Origin of the sequence: Peribacillus sp. TH14 (assembly GCF_016651145.1) — a bacterium.
Taxonomy (GTDB): domain Bacteria; phylum Bacillota; class Bacilli; order Bacillales; family DSM-1321; genus Peribacillus; species Peribacillus butanolivorans.
In genome coordinates this window covers 5,508,176-5,520,475 of sequence record NZ_JAEKEK010000001.1, presented here as the reverse complement: position 1 = coordinate 5,520,475, position 12,300 = coordinate 5,508,176, and the positions used below count along the sequence as shown (strand labels likewise).

The window sequence follows — 12,300 nt, the reverse complement described above, 5'->3', positions numbered from 1 at the left end:
TTTTAAATCCTTTACAATTCTACAAACGATGAAAAGGAGAAGGTCATATGGGGTATAAAATTTGCGAAGATATGGAAGAAATAAGGCGAAAATTAATTAATAAACTGATTGTCTTTAATGTATATAAGAATAAGGAACAACTGTTGAACTTATCTTTAAAAGAGTTAGAAAATGAATACAAAAGAATTCAATTAGATAGTCATCCTCATTGTGATACGGGTTCGATACATTGGACTAATAAAAAATATTAAATGAAGCTGTCGGGTAACAAAGGCAAAAAAAATAAAGAACTGTATCAAAAGATAAAGAGAACAATCCAAATGAATGAGATTTTATTAGTCCTTTCGATGGAAAGTCGGATTTTCTTTGATGGTAGTACTGTACCAATGATTTAGCTTGTTCGCTAATTTTACTATTAGAATATATGATTGGATGTTCATTAGGACTTGTACTTGTTGTTGTTCTATTTGATATGTATCCTTTACATGTTGCTCAATGGTTGTCCGGAGTTATGTCTATAGTTGTTAATTTTATATTGTTGGATTTTAGGGGAAATTACCTTTTATATGTGCAGCAAAAAGTTGAAGAAAAGTGCATAAGGTGTATTGACAACGTGAAGTATGCCCGCTAATATAAAACATAGTAATAACATAGGAATAGTTAATATATGGTTTGCCGGTCAACCGGAGACAATTTCTGATTTTGTAGAAGATGTCTCTGGTTTTTTGTTTTTTTAAACCTTTTACTATCAAATATTTATTGTATTATCAGTTTTCAAAAAGTAAGAAAAAAGGAGACAAAAAAATGAACAAAAAAAGAATCTTATTAAATGCATTTGATATGAATTGTGTTGGCCATCAATCACCAGGTTTGTGGGTACATCCTGAAGACCAATCACATCGCTATAATGAGATTGAATATTGGGTGGAGTTAGCGCAAACATTGGAGAAAGGACGGTTCGATGGTTTGTTTATTGCGGATGTAATAGGGATTTATGATGTGTATGGTAGAGATAAAAAAACTACAGTTCGTGAAGCAACACAAGTTCCGGTAAATGATCCAATTCTGCTCGTTTCAGCAATGGCTAATGAAACTAAACATTTAGGATTTGGAATCACATGCTCGACAACGTTTGAACACCCATATACGTTTGCAAGAAGAATGTCTACATTGGATCATCTAACTAACGGGCGAATTGCTTGGAATATTGTTACTTCCTATTTAGAAAGTGGAACGAAAAATATCGACATCGGTAATAAATTTCAACATGCGGAAAGATACAATATAGCCGATGAATATTTAGAAGTTTGCTATAAATTGTGGGAGGGTAGCTGGGAAGACGATGCAGTTGTGAAAGATAAAGAGAAGCGAATCTATACCAATCCAACAAAAGTTCACGAAATCAACCATCATGGTAAATATTTCGATGTGCCAGGCATTCATTTGTGTGAGCCTTCACCACAAAGAACTCCTGTTTTGTATCAAGCTGGTGGATCTGCAAGAGGCCGACAATTTGCAGGCAAACATGCAGAATGTACATTTATTTCTGGTCCTGGAAAAGAAGCGATTTCTTTATATGTTAAAGATGTTAGAGCACAAGCTAATTTGCAAGGAAGAGATCCAAAAAGTGTGAAAGTTTTCGCATTACTTACACCAATTGTGGGACGAACAGAAGAAGAGGCATGGGCAAAATATGAAGAGTTATCGAAATATATAAGTTATGAAGGAGCCCTTTCCTTACTAAGTGGGTGGTCAGGAGTTGATTTCTCTGAATATGATCCTGAGCAAGAAATTGAATATATTGAAACAAATGCAATTAAATCAATGCTCGAAAGTTTGACAAAAGCAAGTACTAATAAAAAATGGACAGTACGTGAGTTGGCGAATTTTGCTGGTATAGGTGGAATGGGTCCCGTGGCAATCGGAACACCAAAGCAAATTGCTGATACGCTAGAAGAATGGATTGAGGATACGGATATCGATGGATTTAATCTTGCATATGCGATAACACCAGGAACTTTTAAAGATTTTGTTGAACTTGTCATACCAGAACTTCAACGAAGAGGATTAGTGAAAATGGAATATGAAGAAGGGACTTTCAGAGAAAAGCTATTTGGAAAAAAAGCTCGTTTACCAGAAAACCACGTAGGGAACCAATATAGAAAAGTTGGTCTTCAAGAGAGCTCAAAATGATTTACTACATAAAAAGTATTTGATTAAACAAAATGATAAACGTCATCCTACTGCATGTTATTGATGCTTTTGTCATGAAAGGAACTACACAGTAATATGAGCAAGCTTAATACTATTTAATTATTTTTTTATAAATAAATACGACTAATATGATGTGAATAATTGTATTTAAAATATAATTAAAGGAGTTATTTAAAAAATGTCTAATCAAAAACAATTAAATTTAGGTGTTAACAAAGATCGTTTAACTTCACTAACTTTTACTGAACCAGTAAAAGTTGGCTCTGCTGAATTAGATCAATTGATTACAGATATTGCAATAGATGCTGAGAACCGTCGGAGTTCTGGTAGCGAAGCACGCCCTTATTATGCAATCGATTTAATCCGACGAACCCGACTTGGTGCTCTTCGTTTACCGGTTGAACTAGGGGGTGGCGGTGCTAGTATTCGTGAACTTTTCCATGTCATCATTCGATTAGCTGAAGCCGATCCAGATATCGCGCATAGCCTTCGTTCTCATTTTTCCAATGTGGATGAATTACTTCGAAATCCTGCAAGTGAACAACGTGATACGTGGTTACAAAGAATAGCAGATGGAGTAATCATTGGCAATGCTTTTACTGAGCTTTCATCGAAAAATGTGGGGCATTTGGCCTTTGAAACAACTTTGTCCCCTGAAGGTGAGGGTTACCGATTGAACGGCACGAAGTACTTTAGTACAGGTACCATGTATGCTGACTGGGTATTTGTTACGGCATCTACCTTAGATGGAATACCTGTATCCGTGATCATCCCAACTGATCGTGAAGGTGTCATAATAAAAGACGATTGGGATGGAATCGGACAAAGATTGACTGGGAGTGGCACGACACATTTAAACAATGTTTTCGTCAATAAAGGTGAAGTGACTGTAATCCGTGATGACAGGACGCCATTCAATTCATATTTACAGCTTTATCTCCATGCGGTTATTTCAGGCATATTGCGTAATGTAGTGGCAGACGCATCAGCTTTGGTTCATAAACGAACTCGAACATTTAGTTTTGCTGCTGCAGACACTGCATCTGCAGACCCGCAACTACAACAGGTTGTTGGACAGCTCTCAAGTAGTGCGTTCGCGTCCGAAGCGATTGTTCTCGCTGCTGTAGATGCACTGGACATTGCTGTGAATTCAGCGGTCGACGGCGTGATTGACTATGATTTAAGTCATGATGCTTCACTTCGGGCGGCTCAGGCTAAGGTTATTGTGGACGATCTTGCATTGCAAGCTTCTACGTTACTTTTTGAAGTGGGAGGAGCATCTGCAACGAGAAAGTCAGCGAATCTCGATCGTCACTGGCGTAATATCCGTACCATAGCTTCTCATAATCCAACTGTCTACAAAGCACGTGCTATAGGTAATTACGTTGTGAACGGTACTAAGCTTCCGCTGAAGCAAATTTACTTTTAAGTAGATGGGTTGCTATGGACATTAAGCGATCTACTAAAAGTTTTCTCCTTGTATTCATTATCATATAGAGTTTGATATAGATAAGTCTATAATTGTGAGTTTTCTATCTATAAACAAAAAGTTGGAGGATATAAAAATGAGCAATGCAGCATTAGAAAAAAATATAAATTCAAGAGCGTACATCCAGGAAATTAGAGAAAAGATTAGACCGATTGTTGAAAAAGTAATTAAACCAAATGCAGATATGATTGATAGAGAAGGCATGTTTCCACGAGGGAATTTACAGGCCCTAGCAAAAGAAGGCTGGACTTCGGTAACGATTCCTGAGAGATGGGGGGGCTTAAACCTAGGTTATGTAGGTTTGTCCGTTGTGGCAGAAGAAATTGGCAGGGTAGATGCGTCTACAGGTCTTGTATATGCGATGCATGTTGGTGCAGCTCAAGTAATTAATATTTTTGGTAATGATAATCAAAAAGATCGGTGGTTATTGCCTATTCGTGAAGGTGCTATCGGTACTTTTTCAGTAAGTGAAAAAGCTACTGGGGGGCATGTTTGGTATAACTTAAGTCAGGCAGAACGAGACGGTGAAGATTTTATTCTAAATGCTGAGAAGTCATTTACTACAAGTGGAGGACAAGCGGACTTTTATGTCGTTCAAACCCGTACCGCAAATAGTGACGACCCGAGTGATCATAGTTTTTTTATTGTGAATGGTCATGATGAAGGGATAAGAGCAAAACCTTGGAAAGCATTAGGTGTACGCGGAAATCATAGTGGACCACTTACGTTTAAAAATGTGAAAGTAAGCCATCGTGATTTATTGAACGCTGCTAGCGGAGATATATTGAATGGCACCGGTACTGTCCTCGGTTTAAGCGCAGTATGGCTTGGTGTGGCGCAAGGTGCTCTAGATGCCGCGGTAGCACATGTCACAAAAACGATTCATAAAGGTTTCAACAAAAGCCTAGCAGAATATCAAGTAATTCGTCAAAAATTGGCTGAGATTAAAATTCAAATTACAGGACTAAGAGCTTGGCAACTTGATTTAGCTAGACATTATGATGAGTTACTTGAGACCAACCAACCTTTAACTCAACTTAATACTGAGGTAACAGAACTTAAAGTTCAATCCACAGAATTAGCAGATTCTGCAGCTCGGGTTGCAATGGACGTAGCAGGTGGTTTTGGTTACATCGAGGGGGTTTTTGAACGAATTTACCGCGATGCTAGAGGCGGAATCCCGATGGCTCCTTCAAATAATTTGGCCCGCGAACAAATAGGTAGGGAGTTAGTTAATTTACCACTTGAGCTGTGGGGGGATGGAAAATAAATTAAAAAATTAGGTAGAAAGAATATGTATTCTAATAGTAGAAAAATCTGCTATATGGATAGATTTATTTCTTGATGTTTTTAACAACTACTAAATTTGGAATTTAATATTTTGTTTACTGGATAACCAGAGACAGTTTCTAAATACGGAATTCGTCTCTGGTTTTTGTTTATTTTCTTCCCCAAATATGCAAATAGTTTGGCGGATGAATGCTTTATACCAACATAAAACCATTTATTAATGGCCAGATGAACAACATTTGATTTGTAATAATTATCTAAAGAATTGGAGGAGCGATAATGGCAAAAGTCCTTGATCGAGTTTATACAGTGAAAGAAGAAATAGTCAATGTACGAAATAAAATTGAAGCTAAGTCAATTGCTTTTGATTATGACGGTGTAGAAATTCTAAAAAATATAGATCTAACGATTAAAGAAGGGGAATTTGTCGTATTTATGGGTCCTAGTGGTTCTGGAAAAAGTACTCTTCTTCGCTTATTAACAGGGTTAGCTCAACCAAAGAAGGGTGAAATACTTGTCAACGGACATTCAATAGCAAAATCCTTACCAGATAGTGCAGTTGTATTTCAGGATTATTCTTTGTTCCCTTGGCTAACGGCAGAAGAAAATATAATTCTTGCTTTAAAGCAGAAATTAAAAAAATCAAAAACAAAACAGGAATTGGAGCACTTAGCCCAAAGTTATCTTCTATTAGTCCAGTTAGGTCATGCGTTTAAAAAATATCCAGGAGAAATGTCAGGTGGGATGAGGCAGCGTGCAGCAATTGCGAGGGCGCTATCTTTAGGATCAGATTTAATGTTCATGGATGAGCCTTTTGGTGCCTTAGATCCAGTAACAAGAATTCAGCTACAAGATCTGATTCTCCAAGTAAATTATGAACAGCAGCGTACTATCGCATTTGTTACACATGATGCTGAAGAGGCTATTATTTTAGCGGATCGAATTGTGATATTTTCACCTGGACCACCTGGAAGTCTTGTTGAGACTATTAATGTACCTTTTCCTAAGCCGAGAAATCGTAAAAAGTTAATAGAGAGTTTAGAGTTTATTGAATTAAGAAATTATATTTTAGACATTATGAACAAAGGAATCTTTGAAAAATTAGAACAAGGTCATGAAATCCGTTCAGCAGGAGAAGGAATATAAATAATATTAAAAATGATTAGGAGGATGGTTGCGTGAGAAAGCGAAAGTGGTTATTCGGTATTGTGATGTTCTTTGCTTTAACGTTAGTAGCTTGCAATGGTGATGAAGAAAAAGCATCTACGCAAGAGAAAACATATAAATTAAAGGTTGGATATGGTCAATTATATGGAGCTCCTCTAGCAGATATTGCTAGAGCTGAAGGGTTTTTTGAGGATGAAAATTTAGAGGTAGAAATGGTTTCCTTTACTAGTGGGGGATTGGACGCTTTACAAGCTGACAAAATAGATATTGCATTAACATTTGGTACAGCAACACCTTTAAACTATATTGCCCAAGGTGCAGATTTTAAATTTGTTGGAGGTCATATGGAAGGTGGACAGCCGGTTGTCACAAAAAAAGAAAATGCAAGTAAATATAAAACATTAGAAGATTTCAAGGGAAAGAAAATTGCGACTATTCGTTTAGGAACACTTGATGTTGTCTTTAAGTCAGCGCTAGATGATGCTGGAATTGATATTCATAAAGATGTTGAATTTGTAGAAGTAAAAAGTGTGGCAGATGTACTTGAAGCTGTTAATTCTGGAAAAGTAGATGTTGGACTTTCCAATACAGGGCATATGACAAAAACGGAGGCATTAGGATTAACCCCTATTTTTTGGAGTAATGATCTAAGTCCAAATGATCTTTGCTGCCGAGTTACCGTAAGAGGCAATATAACTGGTGATAAGGCAGTTGCTTATAAGAAATTCATGAAAGGGCTAATAAAGGCAGAACGTGTAAAATTAGAAAATCCAAAGAAAAATTTAGAAGCCTCGAAACCTACTTTTAAACAATTACCTGAAGAAAGAGTGAACGAAATAGTTAATGAGAAACATTTAATCAATTCTGCAGACCCAAACAAAAGGGAAGTTATTAACACATGGAAAAAAATGCAAGATATTGGGTATATTTCAGACGTAGAAACTATTAATCTAGAAAATCACTTCGATCTTTCTATGTATGAAGAAGCATTAGATGAGCTGATTAAAGGGAATCCAAATGATGAATATTATAAACAAGTATTACAAAGATATAATGAGCAAAACTTAGACTTCAAATGATAAGGAGAATATGATGAAAAAGTTTTTTTCTATCTATATATATACAACGATAATTACAATTGCTTTACTCGCCTTATGGTTTTATATAACAAATTTCACGGGATGGTTAAGCCCAATTATCTTCCCATCTCCAGAAATAGTTGTTATGGCATTCTTTAAAGCATTAATTGAACTATTTCAAGGATTTGTAAGTTCTATGAAATTATTAGTCCCAAGTTTTGTGCTAGCTCTAATACTAGGAATTGGAGGGGGACTGTTCTTTGGACTTCATCCAAAATCAAGGAAAATCTTAACACCATTTTTTAATGCTTTTAGCCCACTGCCTTTAACATTATTTATTCCATATGCTATTGCGTTGTTACCAACATTTGAATTAGCGTCTATTTTCATTCTGTTCCTTGCAGCTTTTTGGCCTATTTTTCTAGGCACGATTCAAGGTGTGTTATTGGTTGATAATCATTTTTGGGATAATGCAAAAACAATCGGGTTACAGCAGAAAGATTTGATTTTAAAAGTAATCATTCCAGCAAGTTCGCCATTTATATTAAGTGGTACAGGAACAGCACTTAATTTATCTTTTCTAATATTAATGACCGCAGAAATGTTTGGAGCTAAATCGGGGATGGGCTACTTTATCCAGTTCTACACTGATTTTACTCAATATGATTATGTTTTAGCTGGATTAATTTTTAATAGTATCGTTATCTTATTGGTTATGTTTACTTTTGAAAAAATCAAAAAACGTATTCTTTTTTGGACAAACTTGAAAAATGAGGCCAATTAAGAGAAAAGAAAAAATTCTAAGAGGAAACGAAGAAGACTAAGAAGTGTAGTTAAAAGAATGATGATGAGGTTCTCTCTGCAATTTTAAATTTAGAAGATTATAGAAGAGAATTTACTTTTGATAAAGGAGCTATTTTGTGAAATCGATAATATTTATACTATCAATTTTTTTGTTAATAGGATGTTCCGATTCAGGTAATAAACAACAATTAGAGCAACCGAAATCATTGAAGGTATTATTGGAAAGTAATCCTAAAAAAATTAAGATCAATGAAGCTGTCGCTTTTACTGCAGAAGTGAAATATGGGACCGAAAATGTTAGCAAAGAGGCTGAGGTTCAATTTGAAATTATTGAAAATGGAATATCAATTGGATCGGTCTTTCCTAAAAATAAGGGAGATGGAAGGTATTTGTTAGAAACAAAGTTTTTTGATCAAGGACAGAAAAAAGTGATTGCACATGTTAGCTATAAAACTTTGCATGAAATGCCGGAACTATCTTTCCAGGTAAGTAATTGAGAGGGGCCAGGTCATTCTAATGAGTATAGAAAAAAAGCCAGTGAACTTCTTTATAAAAAGTTTAGTGACTGCGATTTTAGTGTTAGGACTTGGTTATACAATTTACACGAATTTAATTATTAAAAAAGAAGCAGTAACTATAGATCAAAGTAATCTTGCTCCTGATTTTACTTTGCAAGATTTAAAGGGTAATGAAGTAAAACTTTCGGATTATCGTGGAAAAGGTGTGATACTTAATTTTTGGGCGACCTATTGTCCACCGTGTGAAAAGGAGATGCCTTATTTGAATAACGTCTATCAAGAATATGAAGATAAGGGAATTGAAATTCTAGCTGTAAATGCGCAAGAACCTAGAATCATAGTCAGTCCATTTGTCTTAGAAAAAAAATTGAGTTTTTCCATTTTACTTGATCGGACTGGGGAAGCTATTGAGCAATATAAGGTTAATAATCTCCCCGTTACATATTTAATTAATGAAGATGGTGAGATTACTCAAACCATTTCTGGAGAACTGACAGAAAAGAAGGTTCGTAGTTATGTAGAAAGCATTATTCCGAATTAATGACTAGAGAGATTGTATTGATGCAAACCAAACACGTGTTTTTATGGCTTGTGAAAAATGAAATTGTAAAAAACGAATAAATAATTTGAATAATTAGATAGTAGTGGGTAACAAAAGAGAAAAAGTCCCAGAATTATAGATTTCAAATATAAAAGGGCGTTTTGAAAATAAAAAAATGAATTTATTTCATAGAATGGAGACGAAATAACATGACTAAACCCCTATCATTTTCTGCTTTTGTTATGAATACAGCATCTCACATCACTCACGGAATGTGGCGTGATGAAGAAGGTCATCAGTTGAACTTTAACGATGTAGATCTTTGGGTATCTTTGGCTAAGAGGCTTGAGGAGGGTGGTTTTGATGCCATTTTTTTCGCAGACGTAATCGGTTTGTACGGTGACCACCGTGGCGGTTGGGATTTTCATGTTGAAACCGGTTTGCAAATACCCAGTAATGACCCAATAGTATTAATGTCCGCTCTTGCAGTGAATACAAAACATCTAGGATTAGCTTTTACTGCAGCTCCACTGCAGGAACCTCCCTTTAATTTTGCTCGCCGAGTTTCAACGCTCGATCATATCTCTAAGGGGCGTATTGCTTGGAATATGGTTACTAGTTCGTTGGAAAATGCTTTTCGAAACTTTGGTTACGATGAACTTGTCCCACATGATGAGCGATACAAGTGGGCAGATGAATATGTAGATGTATTGTATAAACTTTGGGAAGGTTCATGGGATGAGGGAGCGCTATTACAAGATCGAGAGAGTGGAATTCATGCAGCTCCAGCAAAGGTTCATAAAATAAACCATGTTGGTGAGCGCTATAAAGTCGAAGGTCCGCATCTTGTTTCACCATCACCACAGCGAACGCCAGTGTTGTTTCAAGCAGGATCATCGCCTGCCGGCCGAGACTTTGCTGCTCGAAATGCTGAGGCTGTCTTTATTGTAGCCCCTGATCCTGAAAATGCTCGTAAGCTAATCAATGATACTCGACGTCTAGCTATTCAAAATGGTCGGGATGGTAATGATATTCACTTTTATCAAGGGTTGTCTTTCGTCGTTGGGGAGACCGAAGAAGATGCTCGGCGTAAAGAATTTGAACTAGATAATAAGGTTGATTTCGATATGATGATCGCTCATATGGCAGGGGGTATGGGGGTTGACCTAGGAAACGTTGGGCTTGATACACCGCTTGAAAATATCGAAACTGAGGGAATAAGAAGCACATTCGAATGGTTAAAGCAAAGCACACCAGGACGTACGCCTAATGTTAAAGACATTGCCCAAATGCGTAGTAGAACGACACGTATCGTAGGAACTCCTGAAACAATTGCTGACCAGCTTGAGCTGTGGAGCAATGCAGGCGTCGATGGAATCAATGTAATAAATGCAACCATTCCAGGGTCTTATGAAGAGTTTATCGATCAAGTAATGCCTGTTCTTCGCCAGCGTGGTTTAGCTCGTGCTGAGAACGGTGAACCAGCTACACTTCGTCATAAGCTTTTTGGAGTAAATCGTCTCAGCGAGCGTCACCCTGCTGCACGATATAGAGGTGCTTTTGCCTCTAAAGAAGGTATTCAACAGTAATTAAGGAATTTTCAGATGACAATATTGCTCAACCGGATGACGCATAAATAAATAGATAATATTAATTTATTGTCTGAAAAAGGTATGAGGGCAATCACCTCATACCTTTTTTGATTTTATAGCAATTGTTATTATGCTGTTTTTTTTGGAATCCTATTTATTCATGTTAACAACATTATTGTGAACATTGACATGAGTTTAAAAAGGTGGCACAAAAAAACCTTGAGTAAGTAGGCGATGAAACCTTACATTGATACGCCATTTATTACTCCCAAATCAGAGCAGATATATAAATATTGAACCTGCTGTTAATCAAATTTGCTTATTTTACTAGTAATAAAAAGATAAACAGCAATGCCTCCAAAACTAATAAGTGTACCTACTATTAATTGGGAGTCACCATGAAGTGCAAATTGACTTAGCAAATAATCCGGTAATGTTAAAAGTGCTAAAATAATAATGACGACCCATGATCTAGCCCACCACGAGATTGCAATAAGAAAAACAAAAGTAATAATTGCTGTAATATTCGTCCACGTAGTCCCAAATTGAATCACAGGTGTTTCAATATTTCTATTAAAGAAAATCAAGCCAATATACAGACCAAGCGGAAGCATCCCAAGTACATAATAAATTGCAAATTCTTTTCCTCTGGAAATATTATTTGCAGAAACATACTTAAACGCACTAAAAATGCCCAATATGAAAATCGCAGCAATACATACATGACCGATTAATTCCAGTAGTGAATAGGAAAGGTTTCCTTTGAATAAATCATTAATAATTGTGAAAGAAAAAGCACCAAAAATGATAATGACGATATATTTAAACCAAGATCGGTAATCAGTAGTCATCTCGTTTGATATCTGATCCATGTATTCTTTAGGTGATTGGCCAATAATGTTGTCGATTGACTTCCCTTTTTTCTCTGCTTCCATAAGATGAACCTCTAATTCTTCCACAATACTTTCAATTCCATCTGAATTCTTTCCACTGGAAAATAAATAAACTCGAAGATCCTCTAAGAAAGATTTGCTTTTAGAAGATAGATTTACAGCTGTACTTTTCAACTCTTCATCCCCTTTTTGGATTATTTAAACTAATCATTTTTTGCTTCATGGTTTAAAACCCGATTGACATTGCCCTTCAAATATTCCCATCGTTCCATAAAGTTTATTAATTCCTGTTCTCCTTTTCGGGTCAGGGAATAATATTTTCTTTTAGGCCCAGCAGTTGATTTTTTTAATGTAGATGTTACCAGTTCTTCTTTTTGCATACGCATCAATAAAGGGTAAATGGTTCCCTCACTAAATGAATTAAATCCATATCCCTCTAATTTTTCAGCTAACTCATATCCATATACTTCTTTATCTTTGATGATTGCCAATAAACACCCGTCCAATATCCCTTTCATCATCTGTGTAGTGGTCAAATGAATGTCACCTCTCTCCATGTCTTGCAATACAAGGTATATAATTATTATGAAGATGAATACCTTGTAATGCAAGATAATATTTAATTATTTTTATGTGAATTGCGGTGAGTTACAAAATTACTTACACGCTAAGGGTTATTTTATAAGTGGTTTATAAGGTAGTATCGAAACGAC

At 36.0% G+C, this 12,300-nt stretch carries 12 protein-coding genes; 10 read left to right on the top strand and 2 right to left on the bottom strand.

The annotated features are described in order from the left end of the window. Positions 1-47: 47 nt before the first annotated feature. The 10 genes from JFU50_RS26505 (at position 48) to JFU50_RS26460 (ending at position 10,691) form a co-directional block, all read left to right on the top strand. Complete coding sequence (locus tag JFU50_RS26505; RefSeq protein WP_053345662.1) at positions 48-251, top strand: Fur-regulated basic protein FbpA; 204 nt, start codon at positions 48-50, stop codon at positions 249-251. A 553-nt stretch (positions 252-804) separates the two neighbouring features. After that, entirely contained in the window at positions 805-2,193 is a 1,389-nt protein-coding gene (locus JFU50_RS26500; RefSeq protein WP_201180946.1) for an LLM class flavin-dependent oxidoreductase, read from the top strand. Between the two features lie 199 nt (positions 2,194-2,392). Beyond that, positions 2,393-3,643 (top strand): acyl-CoA dehydrogenase family protein, encoded by a 1,251-nt coding sequence (locus JFU50_RS26495; RefSeq protein WP_201224839.1) that lies wholly within the window; start codon positions 2,393-2,395, stop codon positions 3,641-3,643. Between the two features lie 136 nt (positions 3,644-3,779). Beyond that, positions 3,780-4,973: an acyl-CoA dehydrogenase family protein gene (locus tag JFU50_RS26490; protein ID WP_201224838.1), complete on the top strand. Its 1,194-nt coding sequence runs from the start codon at positions 3,780-3,782 to the stop codon at positions 4,971-4,973. A 299-nt stretch (positions 4,974-5,272) separates the two neighbouring features. Continuing rightward, a complete protein-coding gene (locus tag JFU50_RS26485; protein ID WP_201180941.1) occupies positions 5,273-6,139 on the top strand; it encodes an ABC transporter ATP-binding protein in 867 nt (288 codons plus the stop codon). Positions 6,140-6,171: 32 nt separating this feature from the next. Beyond that, complete coding sequence (locus JFU50_RS26480; protein WP_201224837.1) at positions 6,172-7,239, top strand: ABC transporter substrate-binding protein; 1,068 nt, start codon at positions 6,172-6,174, stop codon at positions 7,237-7,239. 13 nt (positions 7,240-7,252) lie between these two features. After that, entirely contained in the window at positions 7,253-8,023 is a 771-nt protein-coding gene (locus tag JFU50_RS26475) for an ABC transporter permease (protein WP_053345668.1), read from the top strand. A 136-nt stretch (positions 8,024-8,159) separates the two neighbouring features. Then, a complete protein-coding gene (locus JFU50_RS26470) occupies positions 8,160-8,540 on the top strand; it encodes a hypothetical protein (RefSeq protein ID WP_201224836.1) in 381 nt (126 codons plus the stop codon). A gap of 19 nt (positions 8,541-8,559) precedes the next feature. Further along, entirely contained in the window at positions 8,560-9,102 is a 543-nt protein-coding gene (resA, locus tag JFU50_RS26465; protein ID WP_201224835.1) for a thiol-disulfide oxidoreductase ResA, read from the top strand. 209 nt (positions 9,103-9,311) lie between these two features. After that, entirely contained in the window at positions 9,312-10,691 is a 1,380-nt protein-coding gene (locus tag JFU50_RS26460) for an LLM class flavin-dependent oxidoreductase (RefSeq protein WP_201224834.1), read from the top strand. 308 nt (positions 10,692-10,999) lie between these two features. Here the strand turns inward: JFU50_RS26460 and JFU50_RS26455 are convergent, their stop codons facing one another. Continuing rightward, complete coding sequence (locus JFU50_RS26455) at positions 11,000-11,761, bottom strand: HAAS domain-containing protein (protein WP_201224833.1); 762 nt, start codon at positions 11,759-11,761, stop codon at positions 11,000-11,002. A gap of 29 nt (positions 11,762-11,790) precedes the next feature. Then, positions 11,791-12,144, bottom strand: coding sequence for a PadR family transcriptional regulator (locus tag JFU50_RS26450; RefSeq protein WP_053348043.1), 354 nt, complete (start codon positions 12,142-12,144; stop codon positions 11,791-11,793). Positions 12,145-12,300: the final 156 nt, after the last annotated feature.

Bases quoted from the DNA above. Each gene is read 5' to 3' on its own strand.
- JFU50_RS26505 (WP_053345662.1), top strand. From the start codon at position 48: ATGGGGTATAAAATTTGCGAAGATATGGAAGAAATAAGGCGAAAATTA.
- JFU50_RS26500 (WP_201180946.1), top strand. From the start codon at position 805: ATGAACAAAAAAAGAATCTTATTAAATGCATTTGATATGAATTGTGTT.
- JFU50_RS26495 (WP_201224839.1), top strand. From the start codon at position 2,393: ATGTCTAATCAAAAACAATTAAATTTAGGTGTTAACAAAGATCGTTTA.
- JFU50_RS26490 (WP_201224838.1), top strand. From the start codon at position 3,780: ATGAGCAATGCAGCATTAGAAAAAAATATAAATTCAAGAGCGTACATC.
- JFU50_RS26485 (WP_201180941.1), top strand. From the start codon at position 5,273: ATGGCAAAAGTCCTTGATCGAGTTTATACAGTGAAAGAAGAAATAGTC.
- JFU50_RS26475 (WP_053345668.1), top strand. From the start codon at position 7,253: ATGAAAAAGTTTTTTTCTATCTATATATATACAACGATAATTACAATT.
- resA (WP_201224835.1), top strand. From the start codon at position 8,560: ATGAGTATAGAAAAAAAGCCAGTGAACTTCTTTATAAAAAGTTTAGTG.
- JFU50_RS26460 (WP_201224834.1), top strand. From the start codon at position 9,312: ATGACTAAACCCCTATCATTTTCTGCTTTTGTTATGAATACAGCATCT.
- JFU50_RS26450 (WP_053348043.1), bottom strand. From the start codon at position 12,144: ATGGAGAGAGGTGACATTCATTTGACCACTACACAGATGATGAAAGGG.